Origin of the sequence: Achromobacter xylosoxidans A8 (assembly GCF_000165835.1) — a bacterium.
GTDB lineage: Bacteria > Pseudomonadota > Gammaproteobacteria > Burkholderiales > Burkholderiaceae_B > Achromobacter > Achromobacter xylosoxidans_B.
Map to the genome: position 1 here is coordinate 3,454,116 of NC_014640.1, position 20,111 is coordinate 3,474,226.

Consider the following 20,111-nt stretch of genomic DNA (forward strand, 5'->3'; position numbering starts at 1 on the left):
AGCCTGAGCAGACTACGCCGTATTTCCTCATTCGGGCATGGGTGCAGGAGGCGTGCAATGACCTTGACCAGATCCGGCATCTTGCTGGCCGCGGCCCTCGCGCTGTCTGCCCTGGCCGCGCCGCGCGTCGAGGCGGCCTGCGCCGACAAGAAGATACTGGCCATGGCCAACGACGGCCGCACGGTGAACGCGATCGCCAAGGCTTGCAACATGCCGTCCGCCAAGATCCGGGGCGTGATCGAGCGCGCCGACGCGGACGACGACGCGCCGGCGCCGCCCACAGCCAAGGCGGAACGCACCGCCGAGGCCGATCCAATCAAGAAGCTGCCGTCCGGCGCTGGGCTGGCGCAGTGCGATTGCCAAGGCATGGTGCCCTATGGCGAACGGGCGCCGGATCTGCGCTGTCAGAGCGGCATGTCGATGGCGACGCCCTGCGCCGGTTATTGCTCGCCCCATGGGGTCGCGCCGTGGCGGCGCATATGCAGCTGAGCCCTATTGCCTGGCGCTCGGCATGAACCAGCGGTAATAGGCGTTGTCGCCGTCGTCGCGCGCCAGCTTGTTCATTTCCCTGCCCCAGGTTTCACGATCGCCCACATAGGCCGCCAGCGAGGCTCGATAGAACGTGTCCAGCCGCGCCCGCTCCAGCAGCATGTCGGCGCGCAGCGCCTCGGAGGCGCCGACCAGCGGCGGCTCGCTGCGCAACGCCAGCAGCGCGGGCAGGACTCGCGCCACCTCGCGCGGACGGACCCAGGTCGCGTACTCGATGCCGGGGCGGTCGTCGGTCACGGCCTGCGTGCGGCCGGCAAAGCGCGCCAATCCGTCGCGGTCGGTCACCCAGGTGGACAGCAAGGCGGCGGCCGACGGCACGCCCACCGCCTTCAAGGCGGCGGCGACGTCCGGCTGCTTATAGCGCGCCTCGATGCGGGCGGCGTCCAGCGCCAGCGGCTGCATCGATCCCAGCAGCAGCATTTCATGCAGCTCGCTGGTCCACAGTTGGGCGTGCGGAAAGACCTCGATGAAACTGGCGACCAGCGCACGGGTGTCGTCCTCGTTCTGCGTGGGCAGCGGCAACCATTGCGCCACGATGCCCTGGGGCGCCAGCCGGTTCGCGGCAAGCTGGTAGAAATCGCGCGAATACAGATTGACCACGCCCGCGGCGGACGGCGGCGGCGGCTCCAGCGTGATCAGGTCCCAGCGTTCGGCGCTGGCCTGCAGTTCGCGGCGCCCGTCACGCAGGCGCTTGTCCAGGCCGGGGTCCGAGGCGGCCTGGAACGTGCCCTGGAAATGCGGCGCGGCGCGCAGCACGGCCGGCAGCAGCTCGGCCACCGCGCGCTTTTCCAGTCCGCGATACTGCGACAGCGCTCCCGCAGTGATGCCGGTGCCGTAGCCCACCACCAGCGCGGATTTGGGCTCGGCGTTGTGGACGATGAGCGGCAGCAGCGCCTGCAACCGCATGTAGCGCAGCGATGGCATGGCATCGCCGGAATTCGACACGCCCTGGATGTAGAGCCGGTGGAAACGGTTGCCGTTGCCGGCGCGTTCGACCACGGCCACCGTGCCGCCGTGGCTTTCTTCATAGAACACCAGGCCCGCGCCGCTGGCGCCGGGCAGCAGCCGCGCGAACTGATCCACCGGCAACATGGCAACCACGGCCAGCGTGGCGAGGCCCGCGATGCCGGTCGCCCAGCCGGTGGCGGCGCGGCCGTCGGAGCGTCCGCGCCAGGCCGCCACGGCCCCGACCGCGGCGGCGATGGCCGCCAGTACGCCCAAAGTCCGCACCAGCCCCAAGGCAGGCAGCAGCAGGAATCCCGTCAGCAAGGTGCCGGCGATACCGCCCAGGGTGTTGCAGGCCAGCACGGCGCCGGCCTCCCTCCCCACGCGCTGATCGCCCACCGCGATGCGCAGCACCGCGGGAAAGGCCGCGCCCAGCAGCAGCGTGGGCGCCAGCACCAGGCTGCCCGCCGCCACCGCGAAGCGTGCGCACATCCCGGCGAAGCCGCTGCCGGTCCATTGATAGACCGCCGCTTCCGCCTGGGTTTGGGCCACGATCAGCCATTTGCCCAGCAAGGCCACCTCCAGTACCGCGATCAGGCCCGCGCCGGCGATCAGAAAGCCAAACACCGGCCAGGGATTGCGCACGCGGTGGGCCCAGCGCGCATACAGCGCCGCGCCCAGGGCCAGGCCGGCCAGATAGGTGGCCAGCACGATGGCGAAGGCGAAAGCGCGCGTGCTCATGAAAGGCACGATCATCTGCGACCAGATCACTTCGTAGCCCAGCGCGACGGCGCCGGCCACCGCGTACAGCGCCACGGCCAGGCGCGCTTCGCCGGACAAGGGCGCGGCGGCGGCTTGCGCGCTGGCGGCGGGTGTCGCGCTGTCGCCTGCCTTGCGGTCCAGCGCCCAGGCGCCGGCCGCCGCCAGCAGGTTCAACGAGGCTGCGGCCAGGGCCGCGCCCTGCACGCCGAAGCGTGGAATCAACCAGAAAGCGGGCAGCAAGGCGCCCAGGATGGCGCCGCAGGTATTGGCGGCGTACATAGTCCCGCCACGGCGGCTGACGTCCGCGCCCTGCCGGCTGACGGCGCGCAGCAGCACCGGCAAGGTGCCGCCCATCAGGAATGCGGGCATGGCCAGTAGCAGTCCTATCGCCAGCCAGGCCGCCACGCTGCTATGGCTCTCGATCGCGACGAAGGCGGCGGCGCTGCGCGCCAGCAGCCATGTCACCGCGACGCAGGACAGCGCCACGGCCGCTTCCAGCATGGCGTAGAAGCGCACCGGCCGCCGCAAGCGGTCCGCCCGGCGGCCCAACAGCCAGCCGCCCAGCGCGAGCCCCAGGAAAAATGCGCTGACCGCGCCGGCGATGGCGCTGACCTCCACGCCCACCGCCAGCGACAGCTGCTTGATCCAGAGCACCTGGAACACCAGGGCCGCCGTTCCGGACAGGAACAGCAGCGCGGCCGGCCGGGTCGCCGTCAATGGCCGCCCCTCGGCGGCTTTGTTCTCCACGCCAGGTCCTTGCATCGCCTCGCTTGCCCCCACGCCCATCGTGCTGCTCCTGCTGCGTTGCCGGGCGGCGCGACAGGCGCCGCCCGGTCCTGCGCCGGCTCGCGCCGGAACCGGCTACTTCGACTTCTGCTTCTCGACCTCTTCGAAGTGTTTCTCCATGGCCTTGTTCACCCGTTCCTGCACCTGGTCCACACTGAAGCTGGCAGGCCGCTGGCTGGGCGGATAGGTGATGAAGGTTTCCAGGAACGCCGACGCCTTCATGGTCGCGATCGCGGTCAGATAGGAGTTCTTGGCCAGCCAGTCGTTGTACTGGTCCGAAGTGATATCGGCGCGTTCATACGGATCCATGCGCAGGTTGAAGATCTTCGGCACGCGCAGGCAGACAAAGGGATCCTGCCAGACGTTGAAGTTCCCAGGCGCGCGCTGTTCGCAGAACACCGCCTTCCAGTCGCCCCAGCGCATGCCTACCAGCAGCCCATCGTCGTTGAAGTAGAAGAACTCGTCGCGCGCGCTCTTGTCCTGCTTGCCGGTCAGGTAACCCAGCTGGTTGTAGCCGTCCAGGTGCACCTTGAACTTGTTGCCTCCGGACTGCGGCGCCCAGCCCTCCAGCAGCCGCTCTTTGACGTTGGCGTCGCCGGTGGCGGCCAGCAGGGTCGGGAACCAGTCCATGCCCGAGACCATGCCGCGCTTGATTTCCCCTGCGGGAATCTTGCCTGGCCAGCGCACCATGGCCGGCACGCGGAACGCGCCCTCCCAGTTGGAGTCCTTTTCGCTGCGGAACGGCGTGGTGGCGGCGTCCGGCCAGGTGAAGGCGTTCGGTCCATTGTCGGTGGTGTAGACGACGATGGTGTTGTCGGCGATGCCCATGTCATCCAGCTTCTTCAACAGCTTGCCGACGTCCTGGTCGTGCTCCCACATGCCGTCGGCATAATCATTGCCGGGCATCCCGCTCTTGCCCTTGTGCTCGGGCCGGATGTGCGTGTAGATGTGCATGCGCGTGGTGTTCATCCACACGAAGAACGGCTTGTCCGCTTTGCCGTGCTTGTCGATGTAATCGATCGCCGCGCCCACGGTTTCGTCGTCGATGGTCTCCATGCGCTTGGTGGTCAAGGCGCCGGTGTCCTGCACCTTGCCGTCGGCCGTGGCCTTGATCACGCCGCGCGGCGAGAAGTTCTTGACGTAAGGATCGTTGGGATCCTTGGGCCAGTACGGGCGCTCCGGTTCTTCCTCGGCGTTCAGGTGGTACAGGTTGCCGAAGAACTCGTCGAAGCCGTGGCGGGTAGGCAGATATTCGTCCCTGTCGCCCAGATGGTTCTTGCCGAATTGCGCGGTGTTGTAACCCTGCGCCTTCAGGGCCTCGGCGATGGTGATGTCGCCCTTCTGCAGCCCGACCGTCGCGCCGGGCGCGCCCACCTTGGACAGACCGGTGCGCAGCGGCGACTGGCCGGTGATGAACGACGAGCGGCCCGCCGTGCAGCTGTTCTCGGCGTAGTAGTCCGTGAACATCGCGCCTTCCTTGGCGATGCGGTCGATGTTGGGCGTTTGATAGCCCACCACGCCGTGCGCATAGGCGCTGATATTGGCCTGCCCGATATCGTCGCCGAAGATCACGAGGATGTTCGGCTTCTTGCCTGATGCCGCCGCCTGGCCCTCATTGGCCGGCGGCGCCTGGGTTTGCGCCTGCGCGCTTGCCAGTGCCATGAAGCCTGTTGCGGCGAAGAGCGCCGCGCTCAACAGTTTTCTTGCGTTCATCGCTTTCTCCTGACCCTTGCGGGCGGTTCCCAGTCACGTAAACGAATCACTGTGTTTCAAATGCGTATACCCTTCTCCACTCCTTTGCCATGTTCACGATTACCCAACCCTGTTGTTCCGCTTCATCCAACGCCTTGTCGAGACGGCCTATCCGGGACTCGCGGTCATAGGCCCATTCGCGCTTCGCGTCGGTGTGGTGCACCAGGCCGGCGAAGCGCTTGCCGCTGCCGGCCGCCGTCCATTGCAGCATCTGCAGATCGCCGTCCGAATTGCCGAAGGCAAAGATGGGCTGGCGGCCGATGAACTTGTTGATGGCCACGGGCTTGCCCGGGCCGTCGTCGTTGAAGTCGAGCTTGGGCGTGCGCATCAGCACGGGCTTGCCGTCCCGCATCTGGAACTCGGTGACGAAGGTGGTGCCTATCACCTGTTCGGGGGGTATGCCGTAGACGTCCTGCGCCCAGGCCCGCATGAATTCCACTTCGCCGCCGGACACGATGTAGGTCTTGAAGCCGTTGCCGCGCAGGTAGTCCAGCAGCTCCAGCATCGGCGCGTAGATCATGCTGGTGTATGGCTGCTTGAAGCGCGGATGGCGGGCGGTCTTGATCCATTGCCTGACCTCGGCGCTGAAGGCCTGCGTCGTCATATTGGTGTGCGTGGCGCCGACGATCTTCAGCAGTCCCTCCGTGCCCGCCGCGGCCAGCGCCTGGCGGTCGCCTTCGATCGCGGCCTTGTAGGGCTGCTCCGTCGTCCATTCAGGATGCTGGGGCGCCATGACCTTGAGCTGGTCCAGCGCGAAGATCAGCTGAAAGTACATGGGCTGCTCGCTCCATAGCGTGCCGTCGTTGTCGAACACGGCAATGCGGTCGGCTGGCGCCACGTAGTCCGGGGTGCCCTCGGCCGTGACGGCTTGCACAAAGCTGAGTATGGCCTGGCGCGAGGGGCCCTCGTTCCAGGAAGGCAACGGCGTCTGCGCGCGCGCCACGCTGGCCAGCAGCAACAGGATCAGCAGCGCAAACCAGCGCCGGACCAGCAAAGGCGTCGTCATGGGAGATCTCCTGGAGGTTCGCCGGACGCGATGCCTGCGCGTCCGCGTGAGGATTCCGTTGGCCGGGGATTCAGAGGCAGCAGACCATGCGCTTCGGCCGGCCTTGCCCGGGCGACCAAGGCGCGGCGCCACCGTGGAAACACCCCGCGCAAGCCGCGCCAGCCCAGCGTCGCGTCAGGATCGCGGCCATAGATGGCTCGCAGCGCGTCGGTCCCGGTCTGCCGCAGCGCAGATTCCAGGCCAGCCGTCGCCTGTGCAACCGTGGCTGCCCCAGCAGCGCGCCGCAGCCAGACGTAAAGCGCGTCCAGGCGCGGCCGCGGTTGCGCCAACAGGCGGCGCAGCGTCATCGCGGCATAGGGTTCGGACGCGCGCCACTGTGCGCGCCGCGCCCGCAAGCCGGCGCGCAGCCGGGCAATTGCCCGCCGCAGCCAGGGCGCGCCCAGCCACCAGGCCAGCGCCGCGAGCGCCGCCCCGGCGGCCAGCGCCAGCCACCCTCCCGGGATACGCACCTGCACCTGCCGGCCCATGTCCCGCAGGTCCTGTTCGACCGAGAATGGCGTCTGGTAGGCGGCGCCGGCCTTCGCCTCGAAGCGTTGCGCCGGCAGCGCCACGCGCTCTTCCTTATTGGCCGCGATGTTCCACCAACGGATTTCCACCGCGGGCAGCTCGAAGGCGCCACCACGTTCGATCACATAATCCAGACGATCCACCCGTCGTCCGCCCAGGAAGCCGCCGCGGTTGTCGGAAAGCTGTGTCAACTCGGGCTCCGACGGGTACAGCTTGAGGCCCGGTACGGCCGCCATGGCCGGCGGCGGAATCAGCATGGCCTGCGCGCCCTGCGCCTCTATGGTGATGACGCGGCTGACGTGGTCGCCCACGGCGGGAGGCTCGGCCGAATAGCGGATCTGCTGGGTGGCCTGGACCGCGCTTGCCGCCAGGGCGCGCCCGGCGATGCCGCCCGGCGGCCCCGCGGCGCGTACCTCCAGCGGGCGCGTCTGCGCGGCCAGCGGCGCGGACGCCTGCCCCACCTGCGCGCTGACGTGGATGGCCGGCACCTGCAGGATACCCGCCGTTTGCGGACTGATCAGATACGAAAAGCGCAGTCCGCTGTACGCGACGCCGCCAATCGAGGTCCGGATGATGCTGGCCTGTCCCGACGGCCCCGAGACCAGCGCGCCCGGCATATCCAGGGCGGGAAGCTGCGGCGGCTGGGTGAACCAGGTCGAAGTCAGCACGTCGACCTGCAGGATGGACGTGGCGCCCGCCGTCAGGTCGCCGGACACCGCCATGCGGGCTTCGGCGCGCAATTGCGGCCCCTCATCGGTGGACTGGGCACGCGCCATGTTGGCGTACAGTCCCAGCTGCAACAACAGCAGCAGGCCCAGATGGCGCAACAGCGCGGCATGGCAGCGGATCATGGCAGCTTCCCCTGCGAGGGCGCGGCCTTGCGCGCGTCTTCGATGGCGAACTTCTGCTTCAGGAAGCCGGCAGGCGACAGGCTCAGGCTGCGCAGCCAGACCTCGTCGGACGCGGCTTCGGGCACCGTGGTCCGCATCATCTTGCCCGCGCTCTTGTTGCTGTCCACGCGGGTTTCGTCGGGCTTCTCCGAGTCGTCGTCCTGTTGCTCGCTTTCGGCGGCGGCGATCAGCCTGGCGACCAGCTCGCGATTGTCGCGCGCCGCGCTGAAGTCCGGCCGCAGGCGCAGGGCCTGGTCATACGCGGCGAGCGCCGCGTCGTAGCTGCGCAGCCGGACCTGTGTATTACCCAGATAGAAGTAGCCCTCGGGCGTATCCAGTTTCGCGAACGCCGCCAACGCTGCCTGGTACTCGCCCGCGTCGTAGGCGGCGCGGCCCTTCCAGTAAGGATCTGCGTACAAGGCCGCGGCTTCGGCATAGCGTTTGTGCTCATAGGCCCAGCGGCCTTGCTGATCGGGCGTGAAGAAGGCGTCGGCCAGCGGGCCGGCGTCCACCCGAGGCGTGTACAGCGCGGCCATGACGGTCAGCAGCAGGCAGGCCGTCCAGTTGATGTTCCAGCCGCGCCGCAGCGACAGCAGCGCCAATAGCGCCAGCGGCCAGCACAGCCAATAGCCCGCGTCCTTCCAATGCAGCAGCTTGTCCGCGTCCTGGACCTCCTGGTAGTGGCGCTCGGCGTGCAGCGTCACCCAGTCCAGGTCGTCATCGTTCAAGGTCAGGCTGCCCAGCGGTGCGCGGGCGGCCTGCGCCAGCTGTTTCAGGGCGTCCTCGTCGAAATGCCCCAGCACCGGCCTGCCCTGTGCATCGATGCGAGGCTGGCCGCGGGCGTCGCGCACCACGCCGCCGTCGCGGGTGCCCACCGCCCACACCAGTATCTGGAAGGAACTGGCTCGGGCCAGGCGCTCGATCTCGGCCAACTGTCCGGTGTCTGCGCCGTCCGTCACCAGCAGCAAGGTGCCGCCCGCCTCGCCGGACTGCAGCAGACTCGCCGCCAGGGCGATGGCGCCGGCAGCGTCCTTGCCCGGCGCGGCTATGAGTCCGGTGGACAGGGCCTGCACGAACATGTCGGGTAGCGCGGGATCGTCGGTGGGCGGCAGCACCAGGTGCGCGGAGCCCGCGTAGGCGATCAGGCCCGTCTTGGCGCCGGCGCGCCGTTTCAGCAGATCGCGCAGCTTGCGTTTGGCGGCCTCCAGCCGGCTGGGCGGCAGATCGGCCGCGTCCATCGATGGCGACAGGTCCACCGCCGCGATCAGGGGCGCGAGATTGTCCAGGAAGGCCGGGCGGTCCTGCTGCCACGTCGGCCCCGCCGCGGCGATGCCCCCCAGCGCCAGCAAGGCGGCCAGCATCTGCGCGGGACGCGGCCCGCGGCTGCCTTGCGTGCGCAGGGTCAGGTACGGCAGCAGCGCTGGCGCGATATTGCTGCGCCATCCGAGCTGGCCGTCCTCGTCCCGCCGCCGCCATAGCAGCAAGGACGCGGCCGGAATCGCCAGCAGCCACCAGGGGCGCAGGAAATGGAAGGCGCTCAGGTCGACTTCCATCGGCCCTCCTCCACGCTTGCATCGCCTTGCGGCTTGGCGCCGTGGCGCCAGCCGCGCAGCGCGGCCGCGAGATGCCAACCCGCCAGCAGCAACAGCGCCAGGCCCAGCGGCACCCAGAAGAAATCCTGCTTGGGCTGATGGCGCAGCTCGCGGACCTCGTGCGGCGTGATGCGGTCCAGCTCGGCGTAGACCTGCCGCAGCGAGGCCTGGTCCTGCGCCGGAAAGAAACGGCCCCCGGTCTTGGCGGCGATCGCACGCAAGGCATCGAAATCGACCTTTTCCTCGCCTTCCGCCTGCGGATCGCCGATGCCGACGGTGTGCACCACGATATGGCGCGCGGCCGCCATGGACGCCGCGCGGTCGGGCGGCACGGCGCTGCCGGTGTCGTTGCCATCCGTCAGCAGGATCAGCACCTGGTCATGTTCGCCGGCGTGCTCGAATTGCTTGATCGCCACGCCGATGGCATCGCCGATGGCGGTGTTGGGTCCGGCCATGCGCGTGCTGACCTGCCCCAGCAGCAGCTTGAGCGTGGCATGGTCCTGGGTCAGGGGCGCCTGCGGATAGGCGGCCGTGCCGAACACGATCAGGCCGAGCCGGTCGTCCTGGCGGCGGTCGATGAAATCGGCCACCACCGCTTTCACGCCGCTCAAGCGGTCCTCGCGGCGGCCGTCCGGCGCCACGAAATCCTCGGTCTCCATGGATTGCGAGATGTCGATGGCCAGCAGCAGGTCGCGCACCGGCTGGCGATGTTCCAGCGGCGGTTCGACCCGCTCGGGCCGTGCCAGGGCAAGGATCAGCAGCAGCCAAACCAGCGCGTTCAAGGCCAGTTGCCAGCGGTCGCCGCGCACGCCGGGGCGCTGCGGCGTCTGGCCGGTGCTGCGCGCCACCGATTCGAAGAACGGAATGCGCACGGCGCTGCGGCGCTGCACATATGGCGGCAGATACCGGTACGCCAGCCAGCCCAGCGGCAGCAGCGCCAACAGCCAGGGATACTCAAGCCGCCACATGGTGACGCTCCATCCATTGCCGGCTGGCGGTGAACAAGTTCCGCACGAGCGCGGGGTCGATGGCCCGCAAGGTGTGCGGCGGCGCATAGGCCAACGCTCTTAGCAAGACGCCGGCGTCGGGAGGAAACACGGCCATGCCGTCGTCCATGAAGGCCACCCACTCCGCGCCCTGCAAGGCGCCCACCCTGGCCCTGTCGGTTTCTGCCACTGACGACAATCCGACGCGCTTGAGCAGTTCCGGCAGCGCACGCGCGGCCAGCGGGTCCGACTGCGTTTCCCGCCGCAGGGCCTCCAGCATGCGCAGGCCCTCGCGGCGGTAGCGATTGCGCCTGCGGCGGCGCGCAATCCGCCATGCAGCCCATCCGGCCAGCGCCAGCACCGCGGCCAGCAGGACCAGCCAGCCCCAGGTCTGCGGCCAATAGCTGACCGGCGCGGGCAGCGGAAGCTGCCGCAGCTGTTCGATGGACGGTGCGGCGTCAGCGCTCATGCCCTGCCCCTGGCTTGCGCACGGTTCGCCTGCCGACCCAGTTCGCGGCGCAACTGCGCCACGGTGTCGTCCGCCGTGTCGATGGACAGCAGCGGCACGCGGCTGCGTCGCAGCAACTCGGCCACGTCATGCAGTCGTCCCGAAAAGAAGTCCGACAGCGGCTCGCGCACCTGCTTGCGATCCGCCGCCACCTCGACCTGCAGCTCGCCTTGCGTCACCACCAACCGGCCGCGCAAAGGCAGACGCAGCGCCAGCGGGTCATACACCAGCGTGGCCACCACGTCGTTGTGCGCGGCCAAGCTGCGCAACAACCGCAAGCTCATATCGTCGGCGCCAGCGAAGTCGCTGACCACGCACACCAGGCAATCGTGCGGCGCATGCGCCAGCGCGCCTTGCAGAGCTTCATTCAGCCGGCCAGACGCGTCCACATCAGGCCGATCGGCGCCCATCGACTGGCTGCGCCGCGCGATGGCGGCGAACAGCGCCTGGATGCGTTCTCGGCTGCGCAGCGGGCGCACGCTGTCGATGCCCGCGTCGCTGAACACCAAGCCACCCACGCGGTCGCCCGCCTGATAGGCCATCCAGGCAGACAGCGCCGCGACGCGCGCGGCCACCACCGACTTGAAGCTGCGCACCGAACCGAAATACATGCCCATGCGCTGGTCCACCACCAGCAGCACCGGACGGTCGCGCTCCTCGCTGTAGGTGCGCACATAGGGCTTGCCCAGGCGCTGCGAGGCGCGCCAATCCAGCTGGCGCAGGTCGTCTCCCGGTAGGTAGCGCCGCAACTCTTCGAAGTCCAGCCCGCGCCCGCGCAGGCGCGAACCATGTTGGCCGGCCAGTATGCTGCGCACGGGCTGGCGGCTGAAGAACCCCAGGCCGCGCGCGGCGGGTTCCAGCGCCATCAGGTCCGTGATGCGGACCTGGACTTCGGGGGAAGGAGCGGCTGAGGGCATGGCGGATTCAGGCCGGCACCGCGACGGTGTCCAGCAGTTTGTCTATCACCTGGTCCGCCGACACGCCGTCGGCCACCGCGTCATAGGACAGATGCAGACGATGCCGCAGCACCGGCCTGGCCACGCTGCGCACGTCATCGGGCGAGGCGTAATCCTGTCCCGACAGCCAGGCGTGGGCGCGCGCCACCTTGTCCAGCGCGATCGCGCCGCGCGGGCTGGCGCCGACCTGGATCCAGCGCGCGAGATCGGCGTCCTGCCCGGCCGGATGGCGCGTGGCATTGACCAGGTCCACCAGGTACTGGTCCAGCGCCTCGGACACATGTACCCGATCGATATCGGCGCGGCAGGCGAACAAGGCCTCCTGCGTCAGCGGCGCGGAATCGGCGCCCGCGTCCTGGCGCGACTCGCCTCGCAACATGGCCAGCATCTGCCTTTCGCTGTCGGGGTCGGGATAGTCCAGCACGACCTTCATGATGAAGCGGTCCATCTGCGCCTCGGGCAAGGGATAGGTGCCCTCCTGTTCTATCGGATTCTGGGTGGCCAGCACCATGAAGAGGCGCGGCATGCGGTGGGTGGTGCCCGCCACGGTGATCTGCCGCTCTTCCATGGCCTCCAGCAGCGCGGCCTGCACCTTGGCCGGCGCGCGGTTGATCTCGTCGGCCAGGATCAGGTTGCCGAACAGCGGCCCCTGCTGGAACTGGATGCGGCTATTGCCTTGCACATCCTGCTGCAGCACCTCGGCGCCGGTAATGTCCGAAGGCAGCAGATCGGGCGTGAACTGGATGCGGCTCATGGCAGCGGCCAGATGTTGAGCCAGGGTCTTGACGGTGCGCGTCTTGGCCAGCCCGGGCAGGCTTTCCAGCAGCAGATGGCCGTCGGCCAACAGGCCCAGCAATACTTCACGTATGACGGCGCCCTGGCCCAGCACTGAGCGCGCGATGGCGCGCTCCAGTTCCAGGATGCTGTCGCGGTTGCTCGTGGTCATTCCCCCTCCTGAGTGACGGATGGCATTTCGCGCTAGCGGCTGGCGACGCCGTTCCTGGCGGTCTGGGCCAGCTTCCATTGTTCAGGCGTCATGACGGTGCGGAATCCCAGGTGCGACATGCCGTTCATCGGGTCCGTGCCGCGCCGGGCGCTGGTGCGGTAGCTGATGCAATAGGTGTCGCTGCACAGGAAGGAGCCGCCGCGCGTCACGCGCTTGGGCGCGCCCGGCGGGACGATGCCGTCGTCCGGGTCGTAGCTGTCGGCCGGCCCTGCGGGGTTGGCGGGCGGCTGGCGGTATTGCGCCTGGATCTTGAAGGCGTCGGCGCGATACCAGTCGGCGGTCCATTGCCACACATTGCCCGCCATGTCGTACAGCCCATAGCCGTTGGGCGAGAAGCTGCCCACCGGCATGGTGCCGACCTGCACCTTCTCATCCTTCACCACCGGGAATGGCTGCGGTTGCTGCGTGTCCCAGATATTGGCCATGGGCTTGCCCTGCGGCAGCAGTTCCTCGCCCCATGCATAGGTGGCCTGCTCCAGCCCGCCGCGCGCGGCCATCTCCCATTCCGATTCCGTGGGCAGGCGCTTGCCGGCCCATTTGGCATAGGCTGCCGCGTCCTGATACGACACCTGCACGACCGGATGGTCGTCCTTGCCGGCGATGGAGCTGCCCGGCCCTTGCGGATGACGCCAATTGGCGCCAGGCACATAGCGCCACCAGCGCGAATAGTCGCGCAACGACACTTCGCTCTCGGTGCCGACGAACACCATGGCGCCGGGCACTAGCAGGCGCTCGTCGGGACGCGGCGTACCGGGCGGCAGTTGGACCTGCAGGTCCTCCCATTTGGGCTTTTGCTCGGCGGTCGTGACGTAGCCCGTGGCTTCGACGAAGCGGCGGAACTGCGCGTTGGTCACATCGTTGACGTCCATCCAGAAGCCGCTGACCGATACCTTGTGCGCCGGCATCTCGTTGGGCTGCGCCAGCTTGTGGCTGCTGCCCATCAGGAATTCGCGCCCCGGCACCCAAGCCATGCCGGCTGGGCCGCTCTTGCCGTCGCCCAGCACCACCTTGACGGCTGCCGGCGGGCCGTCCTTGCCCATGACCACATAAGCGGTGCTCGCGCCCGCGCCCAACACCACGCCGGCCAGCAGCAATGCTCCGGCGTAGCGTGTTTTCCCTTGTGTTTGCTTTGCCATTTCAATCACCCGAAAGCTAGCGGTTCAGGAGCGGCGGGGCCGCGCCCGGGGCTGACAGCCCCCTTGAAATCGTGCTGACGTTCAGAACACCAGCGTCGCGGTCGCCATGACCGTGTCGTTGCTGTCCAGACGGTTTGTGCTGCTGATCGTGGGCACCCAGCGCAGGCTGAGGGACAGGGAGCGCTTGTCCGCCAGCTTCCTGTCATAGGTCACGATCGGACCCAGCGCCCAATCGTGTCCCTTGAAACCGTTGAGCCGGTCCGCGGTCGGGCCGGAATCGTTGCCCAGCTGCTGAATGGTGCCCAGGATCAAACCCGCGCTGACGCCATTGCTGAATACCTTGCGACCCATCAGGTCCATGCTGAACAGCGGCGCGTTGCGGTAATCGGTGGCGTTGTTGCGGGTATAGAACTGGATGCCCGCCACGGTATCGAACTGAAAGCCCGAGTCCGGGAATATCTTGGTGTACGCCACCTGCGGAATGAAGGTCCAGTTGTTCAGGCTGGGGTTGGCCATATCGTCGGCGTTGTATTTGCCGGTGGGCGCCCAGATATTCAGGCTGAGCGCCATGTGCGAGGTTTCGGAAAAGTGGTAGCCCGCGATGATGGGCGAGAAATACAGGTCGAACAGGTTCGACGCGGTATCGCTTTGGCCGGCGCTCCGTCCTCCGGAGCCCGTCACGGTGGAGTTCACCTTGGTCCAGACGTAGGGCAAGGTGAAACTGGAGGCGAAGTTCCAACGTCCGGGCCCGGTGTCCCAGGTCTTGAGAACAGTGGCCAGCGTGAACGCGACTTTGGCGTCCAGGCCCAGCGAGGTGCGTCCTCCTATGGGCACTTCCCGGCTGCCGCCTATGTTTCCGTCCAGGTAGATCTGCGACAGGTTGACGGCCCAGATCGGTTCCGGCGACACGATGCCTGCGTTGGGCTGCACGTTGGTGCCGGTGATCTGACGTCCCAGCGCGCCTTCGGTGGCCCAGGCCGCCGTGGGCGACGACAGTGCGGCGCAGAGCACGACTGCGCGCGCCAACAGCACGCTGCTGGCCGCGGTTACTGCTGCGCTGATTCTCTTGAATGCCGAACTCGTACTGCCCATGCGATGTACCCCGGCTGGAGATAACAAGATGCAAAGACACGCCGTACGGAAACGCTGATTTCAGCAATGAGCGCCGAAATCAAAAGTCGAGAAATCCTTCGCAATATTCGCACAGAGTTTTACTTTCACCAAGCCGGGTTTCCGAGGCGCGCGATGCCTTTTCAGCCCGGCGAAAGCTGTTGCGCCGCCATATGACGGCCAAATGAAAAAGGGATGCCTCGCGGCATCCCCAGGGACAGCGATTACCGGCGGCGTGTCGTCAGCCCGCCTGCTCAGCCTCCTGCCGCAGCGGGCTGGCGTGCACCTGATCGATGCGCAGCCCATCGCGCCGGGTGACCTCGAAGCGCCAGTCGCGCCACGCGATCGAGTCTCCCGTCTCGGGAATCCGTCCGCCCGCGCGCAGCAGGCAGCCCGCCAAGGTTGCGTCCGGATACTCATCGGCCAACGCCGGCGCGTCCAGCAGGCGCGCGGCTTCCGCCACCGCCAGCCGGCCCTCCAGCAGCCAGGATCCATCGGCCAGTTGCAAGGCTTCGGGCTGGTCTTCCTGGTGCTCGGGCAGATCGCCCGCGACGGCGGTCAGCACGTCCATGGGCGTGATCAGGCCCTCGCACACGCCATGCTCGTCGACCACGATCAGCATGTGGTCGCGCGAGGCGCGCAATTCGTCCAGCACCTTTAGCACCGGCGTGGTTTCCATGACGTAGCGCGGTTCGCGCGCCAGCTCCACCAGATCGATCGGGCCAGGATTCTGCAACAGCGGCAGCAGGTCCTTGAAGTGCAGCACGCCCAGTACATTGGCCGGATCGCCGGCGCACAGCGGCAGACGCGAGTGGCCGCTGGCGAACTTGCGCACGATGGCCTCGGGGGTATCGGCCACGTCCAGCCAGACCATGTCGCCGCGCGCCACCATGATGGAGCGCACGTCCCGCCCGCCGATGGAAAGCACGCGCTCGATCATGGTGCTTTCCTCAGGCGCAAAGGCAGGTTCGCCCTCCGCGCCGTCGACCAGCGCGGCCACCTCGTCGGCCTGCGCGCCCGCCTGTCCGGCGCGGCCGGCGCGCAGCAGGCGCAGCACGGCCTGCGCCGTGCGCTGGCGGCGGCCCAGGGCGTGCGTGCCCTTGGCGCGGTTGCGGCGCGCCAGCTGGTTGCATAGCTCGATCAGGATCGAGAAACCGATGGCGGCGTACAGATAACCCTTGGGCACGTGGAAGCCCAAGCCTTCGGCCACCAGGCTGAAGCCGATCATCAGCAACAGGCCCAGGCACAGGATCACCACCGTGGGGTGGCGGCCGACGAAGGCCATCAACGGACGGCTGGCCAGCATCATCACGGCCATGGCCACCACCACCGCGATCATCATGATGCTCAGGTCTTGCACCATGCCCACGGCGGTAATCACCGAGTCCAGCGAGAACACCGCGTCCAGCACCACGATCTGCAGGATCACCTGCCAGAACACCGCATGCTGCGGCTTCTGGCCCTGGTCGTGGCTGGCGCTGCCCTCCACGCGTTCATGCAATTCCATGGTGCCCTTGAACAGCAGGAACAGGCCGCCCAGGATCAGGATCAGGTCGCGGCCTGAGATCTCGGCGCCCAGCAGCGTGAACATGGGTTCGGTCAGCGTGACCACCCACGCGATACTCGCCAGCAGGCCCAGGCGCATGACCATCGCCAGCGTCAGGCCGATCAGGCGCGCGCGGTTGCGCTGCGCGGGCGGCAGCTTGTCCGCCAGGATGGCGATGAACACCAGGTTGTCGATACCCAGCACAATTTCAAGCACGACCAAGGTCGCCAGGCCTAGCCAGGCGGTGGGGTCGGACATCCAATCGAAAATCATCGAGATTCCATGCAAATCGGGACCGCGCGCCAAGTGACGCCGGACAGGATCAAGGGAAATGCGCCGCGGACGCGGGCGGAAGGCTCAGTGTGGGCGCGAATGCGTCTGGAGGCTGGCGGCGGAGCGCGGCAACCCAGGCGCGGCGTGGCCGCGGCGGCGAGGATGGAATCGGCGTGCGGGCTGCTTGCCCTGGCCGTGGCAGGAAGATGGGGCATGGGGCGCCGGCTTGCTTGCGGCGCCCTGCTAGAAGGTGGGTCTTCAGTCATAAATGGCGGACGGCTCTGGCTGCCGGGGCAGCAAACGTATAGAACGCCCGCCTTGCTCTCGTTCTTACAGGAAACTGAATACTACCTGAATCTAGTTTCCGGCGCATTCGGGCAAGTCCGGTTCCTGGATGGCGCGGGACCGCAACTTTGCAGGATTTTTACTGGTGTTTACCCTAGGGCGGCGATATACTGCGGGCACTTTCAACTCACCCGAGATCAATGTGGACAACGACGGATGTAGTCGACACACGACTGCAAGCGCCGCTTGACGCAGGATCCGCGGCTATAGCCCGCGCCGGTCCTGCCTGAAGCCAGGACCCGGCTCTCCGGCCCCCTCCCAAGGGCCGACAGCCCTATCCCTTACTGCTTGCCGACACGCGATGCGTTGCGCCGGGTTGCGCGCGCCCGCGGCCGGCCAGGCGGCGCATGCATGTGGACCTTCCACCGTACTCCCCGCTAAGGAGACGATCATGCGTATCAAACAATTCCTGCCCTTCCTGGATCGGAGCGGCGCCGCACAGATGGCGGCGGCCGGACATAAGCCGGCCGCGCCTAAGGCGGCCCCGCCCATCTACCAATTCACTATCGTGAGCCTGGGCGACACGCTCAACGCGCTGCGCAAGCAGCTCTATTACGAACTGCGCGACCTGGACTTGCGCGTGCTGGCGGTGCGCATTTCGCGCAGCGAATCGGATCAACTGGCGTCGACCATCGTCACGCTGCATTGCCCGCCGCACCTGCGCAATCTGCTGGGCGCCGTTGCGCTGCGGCTGGGCCAGAGCCCGGACGTGCGCCGGGTGCATTGGGAATGCGAGTCGGGCGCGGCCATTGCCGTGCTGCCCGCCTGACACAAGCGCGGCCGCGGCCGCAGCCGGGAGGCTGTCATGAAAGATCCGTACAAAACCCTGATGATTGCGCGCGTCGTCGCGCTGGCGCTGATCTGGCTGGCGGGGCTGCTGCTGGTCCTGGCCTCGGTCTGGCGCCTGCCCTGAGCGCCCTGCGCTCCCCTCACAACATGCTGAAGCATCGAGAAGAAGATGAAGAACTTCGAAAATATCCAGTTCATCACGTTGGCCAATACCCTGGTCAGCCTGCTGACCGCGTTCGTGCTGGGTTCCGTGGTCGGCTTTGAACGCCAATTCCGCCAACGTACCGCCGGCCTGCGCACCAATGTGCTGGTGGCGGTAGGCGCCGCCATCTTCGTGGACCTGGCGTTCCGGGTGGGTGGCGCCGACGGCGGCTCGCGCGTGATTTCCTATGTGGTCTCGGGCGTGGGCTTCCTGGGCGCCGGCGCCATCATGCGCGAAGGCGGCAGCATCCGCGGCCTGAACACCGCCGCCACGCTATGGGGCTCGGCTGCCATCGGCGCCTGCGCGGGCGCATCGTTGATCCTGGAAGCGGTTGCCGCCACGGCCTTCGTGCTGGCGGCGAACACCTTGCTGCGGCCGGTGGTCAGCTACGTCAATCGCCAGCCGGTGGATCCGCAGACCACGGAAGTCACGACCGTGATACACGTCATCGCAAACGTGGAGCAGCGGCAGGCGGCGATGACGGTGCTGGAAGACGTACTCGAAACCGAGCAGCTGCCCCTGTCCGAACTGAAGATCGACCAGTTCGGCGAGAACGAGGTCGAGATCGAGGCCGCGCTCAGCGAGGCGTCGGTGGACGAACTGGACCTGGACCGGGTCACGGCCAGCATCGCCGCCTCGCCCGCCGTGCGTACGGCGTTCTGGGCGGCCCGCACGGTGTAGCGCAGCCCGGATCAGGCCGCCTGGCGCAATGCCGCGCAAGCCGGATCCCAGCGCCGCCCCGGCACGGCGGCCAGCAAGGCTTGGGTGTACGGATGCGCGGGCTGGCCGAAGACCTGGGCGCAGACGCCCGCTTCGACCACTCTGCCGTTCTGCATGACCGCGATGTCGTCGCAGACCTGCGCGGCCACGCGCAGGTCATGCGTGATGAAGAGGATGGACAGCCCCAATTGCTCGCGCAGCCGCGCCAGCAGATCCAGCACCTGCGCCTGCACCGACACATCCAGCGCCGATACCGGTTCGTCCGCGATCAACACCTGCGGCCGCATCGCCAGCGCCCGCGCCAGCCCGATCCGCTGGCGCTGGCCGCCCGAGAACTCGTGCGGATAGCGCCGCAGGGCGTCGGGCGACAAACCCACCAATTCAAACAGCTCCTGCGCGCGCGCCAGCGCTTCGCTCCTGGGCGTGCCATGTACGATGGGGCCGCGCGCCACGATCTCGCCCACGCGCTGGCGCGGATTCAAGGAACCGTAGGGATCCTGGAACACCATCTGCACTCGCCGCGCATGCTCGCGCCGCGCGATGGTCCCCTTGAGCGCCAGCGGTTCGCCGGCCAGGCTTATACCGCCCGCGTCCGGCGGCGCGAGTCCCAGCAAGGCGCGCGCCAAGGTCGATTTGCCGGACCCGCTTTCGCCCACGATGCCCAGCGTGCCGCCCTCCTTCAGGCTGAGCGTCACGTCGTCCAGCGCCCGCGTCTCGCGGCCCGGACGGCCGAACCACCCGCGCTTGCGATAGGTCTTGGACACGCCCTGCGCGCGCAGGATGACTGGCGCGTCGGCCGGCAACGCCGGCCGGGCCGCGGCCGGCGCCAAGGGCGGCACCGCCGCGATCAGGGCGCGCGTGTACGAGTGCCGGGGGTGTTCCAGCACCTGCTGCGCCGCGCCGCTTTCCACCAGTACGCCGCGCTGCATGACCGCTACGCGGTCGGCGATTTCGGCGACCACGCCGAAGTCATGCGTGATGAACAGCACGGCCGTGCCCTTGCGGCGCTGCAGGTCGTGGATCAGGTGCAGGATCTGCGCCTGCGTGGTCACGTCCAGCGCGGTGGTCGGTTCGTCCGCGATCAGCAGGGCTGGCTCCAGTGCCAGGGCCATGGCGATCATGGCGCGCTGGCGCTGGCCGCCGGACAGTTCGTGCGGATACGCGTCCAGCGCCCGCGCCGGGTCCGGCAATCGCACGGCGTCCAGCAGTTCCAGCGTGCGGCGCCGGATCTCGGTCCGTCCCAGGCGGGTATGGGTGCGGAAGACTTCCGCGATCTGGTCGCCGATGGTGCGCAACGGATTGAGCGCCGTCATCGGTTCCTGGAAGATCATGCCGATGCGCTGGCCCCGCAGGCGGCGCAGCGCCTCGGGCGCCAGCCGCAGCAGGTCCTGCCCTTCCCACAGCACCTGGCCACCGCTTGCGCGCACGTCCGGCGGCAGCAGCCCCAGGATCGCGCCGGCGGTCAGCGACTTGCCCGAGCCGCTTTCCCCCACCACGCACACGATCTCGCCCGCGCTGATGCTTAGCGACAAGTCTTTCAGCGCGTGCGGACGGTCGGCCCCCGGCGGCAGGTTCACGGTCAGATTCTGGATGCGCAGCAATTCGGTCATGAGTGGTCCACCACGAAGTAGCCCTGGATCGTAGGCTTGCCCGGATCGCGTGGGAACTGCGCATTTCTCATTTGC

General features: G+C 67.9%; 16 protein-coding genes. 3 read left to right on the forward strand and 13 right to left on the reverse strand.

From position 1 onward, the window contains the following. Nucleotides 1-57: 57 nt before the first annotated feature. Nucleotides 58-489 (forward strand): hypothetical protein, encoded by a 432-nt coding sequence (locus tag AXYL_RS15975; protein ID WP_013393850.1) that lies wholly within the window; start codon nucleotides 58-60, stop codon nucleotides 487-489. 3 nt (nucleotides 490-492) lie between these two features. Here the strand turns inward: AXYL_RS15975 and AXYL_RS15980 are convergent, their stop codons facing one another. From AXYL_RS15980 to AXYL_RS16035, 12 genes are all read right to left on the reverse strand, one after another. Next, nucleotides 493-3,042 carry a fused MFS/spermidine synthase gene (locus AXYL_RS15980; protein WP_013393851.1) on the reverse strand — a complete coding sequence of 850 codons (2,550 nt, stop codon included), beginning with the start codon at nucleotides 3,040-3,042 and terminating at the stop codon, nucleotides 493-495. Nucleotides 3,043-3,117: 75 nt separating this feature from the next. Then, on the reverse strand, nucleotides 3,118-4,755 hold the full coding sequence (locus tag AXYL_RS15985) for an arylsulfatase (RefSeq protein ID WP_013393852.1): 1,638 nt from the start codon (nucleotides 4,753-4,755) through the stop codon (nucleotides 3,118-3,120). 46 nt (nucleotides 4,756-4,801) lie between these two features. Beyond that, nucleotides 4,802-5,800, reverse strand: coding sequence for an HAD family hydrolase (locus AXYL_RS15990; RefSeq protein ID WP_013393853.1), 999 nt, complete (start codon nucleotides 5,798-5,800; stop codon nucleotides 4,802-4,804). After that, nucleotides 5,797-7,218, reverse strand: a complete 1,422-nt coding sequence (locus tag AXYL_RS15995; protein ID WP_013393854.1) for a BatD family protein — start codon at nucleotides 7,216-7,218, stop codon at nucleotides 5,797-5,799. The genes AXYL_RS15990 and AXYL_RS15995 overlap by 4 nt, the downstream gene beginning before the upstream one ends. After that, nucleotides 7,215-8,810: a VWA domain-containing protein gene (locus AXYL_RS16000; RefSeq protein WP_013393855.1), complete on the reverse strand. Its 1,596-nt coding sequence runs from the start codon at nucleotides 8,808-8,810 to the stop codon at nucleotides 7,215-7,217. Before AXYL_RS16000 ends, AXYL_RS15995 begins: the two co-directional genes overlap by 4 nt. Then, the gene (locus AXYL_RS16005) at nucleotides 8,795-9,817 is read right to left on the reverse strand and encodes a vWA domain-containing protein (RefSeq protein WP_013393856.1); all 1,023 of its coding nucleotides are present in this window, start codon (nucleotides 9,815-9,817) and stop codon (nucleotides 8,795-8,797) included. Before AXYL_RS16005 ends, AXYL_RS16000 begins: the two co-directional genes overlap by 16 nt. Next, complete coding sequence (locus tag AXYL_RS16010) at nucleotides 9,804-10,304, reverse strand: DUF4381 domain-containing protein (RefSeq protein ID WP_013393857.1); 501 nt, start codon at nucleotides 10,302-10,304, stop codon at nucleotides 9,804-9,806. Before AXYL_RS16010 ends, AXYL_RS16005 begins: the two co-directional genes overlap by 14 nt. Continuing rightward, a complete protein-coding gene (locus AXYL_RS16015; protein WP_013393858.1) occupies nucleotides 10,301-11,260 on the reverse strand; it encodes a DUF58 domain-containing protein in 960 nt (319 codons plus the stop codon). The genes AXYL_RS16010 and AXYL_RS16015 overlap by 4 nt, the downstream gene beginning before the upstream one ends. A gap of 7 nt (nucleotides 11,261-11,267) precedes the next feature. Continuing rightward, entirely contained in the window at nucleotides 11,268-12,245 is a 978-nt protein-coding gene (locus tag AXYL_RS16020) for an AAA family ATPase (RefSeq protein ID WP_013393859.1), read from the reverse strand. Nucleotides 12,246-12,277: 32 nt separating this feature from the next. Further along, nucleotides 12,278-13,441 (reverse strand): formylglycine-generating enzyme family protein, encoded by a 1,164-nt coding sequence (locus AXYL_RS16025; protein ID WP_013393860.1) that lies wholly within the window; start codon nucleotides 13,439-13,441, stop codon nucleotides 12,278-12,280. An 81-nt stretch (nucleotides 13,442-13,522) separates the two neighbouring features. Next, nucleotides 13,523-14,533: a transporter gene (locus tag AXYL_RS16030; RefSeq protein WP_013393861.1), complete on the reverse strand. Its 1,011-nt coding sequence runs from the start codon at nucleotides 14,531-14,533 to the stop codon at nucleotides 13,523-13,525. Nucleotides 14,534-14,792: 259 nt separating this feature from the next. After that, the gene (locus tag AXYL_RS16035; RefSeq protein ID WP_013393862.1) at nucleotides 14,793-16,370 is read right to left on the reverse strand and encodes a TerC family protein; all 1,578 of its coding nucleotides are present in this window, start codon (nucleotides 16,368-16,370) and stop codon (nucleotides 14,793-14,795) included. A 736-nt stretch (nucleotides 16,371-17,106) separates the two neighbouring features. On the opposite strand from AXYL_RS16035, the gene AXYL_RS16040 reads away from it, so the two are divergent. Further along, complete coding sequence (locus AXYL_RS16040) at nucleotides 17,107-17,484, forward strand: hypothetical protein (protein ID WP_013393863.1); 378 nt, start codon at nucleotides 17,107-17,109, stop codon at nucleotides 17,482-17,484. 189 nt (nucleotides 17,485-17,673) lie between these two features. Next, a complete protein-coding gene (locus AXYL_RS16045) occupies nucleotides 17,674-18,387 on the forward strand; it encodes an MgtC/SapB family protein (RefSeq protein ID WP_013393865.1) in 714 nt (237 codons plus the stop codon). An 11-nt stretch (nucleotides 18,388-18,398) separates the two neighbouring features. Here the strand turns inward: AXYL_RS16045 and AXYL_RS16050 are convergent, their stop codons facing one another. Further along, the gene (locus AXYL_RS16050) at nucleotides 18,399-20,036 is read right to left on the reverse strand and encodes an ABC transporter ATP-binding protein (protein ID WP_013393866.1); all 1,638 of its coding nucleotides are present in this window, start codon (nucleotides 20,034-20,036) and stop codon (nucleotides 18,399-18,401) included. Nucleotides 20,037-20,111 lie beyond the last annotated feature (75 nt).

Excerpts from the sequence above, each read along its gene's own strand:
- AXYL_RS15975 (WP_013393850.1), top strand. The coding sequence starts at position 58 with ATGACCTTGACCAGATCCGGCATCTTGCTGGCCGCGGCCCTCGCGCTG.
- AXYL_RS15980 (WP_013393851.1), bottom strand. The coding sequence starts at position 3,042 with ATGGGCGTGGGGGCAAGCGAGGCGATGCAAGGACCTGGCGTGGAGAAC.
- AXYL_RS15985 (WP_013393852.1), bottom strand. The coding sequence starts at position 4,755 with ATGAACGCAAGAAAACTGTTGAGCGCGGCGCTCTTCGCCGCAACAGGC.
- AXYL_RS15990 (WP_013393853.1), bottom strand. The coding sequence starts at position 5,800 with ATGACGACGCCTTTGCTGGTCCGGCGCTGGTTTGCGCTGCTGATCCTG.
- AXYL_RS15995 (WP_013393854.1), bottom strand. The coding sequence starts at position 7,218 with ATGATCCGCTGCCATGCCGCGCTGTTGCGCCATCTGGGCCTGCTGCTG.
- AXYL_RS16000 (WP_013393855.1), bottom strand. The coding sequence starts at position 8,810 with ATGGAAGTCGACCTGAGCGCCTTCCATTTCCTGCGCCCCTGGTGGCTG.
- AXYL_RS16005 (WP_013393856.1), bottom strand. The coding sequence starts at position 9,817 with ATGTGGCGGCTTGAGTATCCCTGGCTGTTGGCGCTGCTGCCGCTGGGC.
- AXYL_RS16010 (WP_013393857.1), bottom strand. The coding sequence starts at position 10,304 with ATGAGCGCTGACGCCGCACCGTCCATCGAACAGCTGCGGCAGCTTCCG.
- AXYL_RS16015 (WP_013393858.1), bottom strand. The coding sequence starts at position 11,260 with ATGCCCTCAGCCGCTCCTTCCCCCGAAGTCCAGGTCCGCATCACGGAC.
- AXYL_RS16020 (WP_013393859.1), bottom strand. The coding sequence starts at position 12,245 with ATGACCACGAGCAACCGCGACAGCATCCTGGAACTGGAGCGCGCCATC.
- AXYL_RS16025 (WP_013393860.1), bottom strand. The coding sequence starts at position 13,441 with ATGGCAAAGCAAACACAAGGGAAAACACGCTACGCCGGAGCATTGCTG.
- AXYL_RS16030 (WP_013393861.1), bottom strand. The coding sequence starts at position 14,533 with ATGGGCAGTACGAGTTCGGCATTCAAGAGAATCAGCGCAGCAGTAACC.
- AXYL_RS16035 (WP_013393862.1), bottom strand. The coding sequence starts at position 16,370 with ATGATTTTCGATTGGATGTCCGACCCCACCGCCTGGCTAGGCCTGGCG.
- AXYL_RS16040 (WP_013393863.1), top strand. The coding sequence starts at position 17,107 with ATGCGTATCAAACAATTCCTGCCCTTCCTGGATCGGAGCGGCGCCGCA.
- AXYL_RS16045 (WP_013393865.1), top strand. The coding sequence starts at position 17,674 with ATGAAGAACTTCGAAAATATCCAGTTCATCACGTTGGCCAATACCCTG.
- AXYL_RS16050 (WP_013393866.1), bottom strand. The coding sequence starts at position 20,036 with ATGACCGAATTGCTGCGCATCCAGAATCTGACCGTGAACCTGCCGCCG.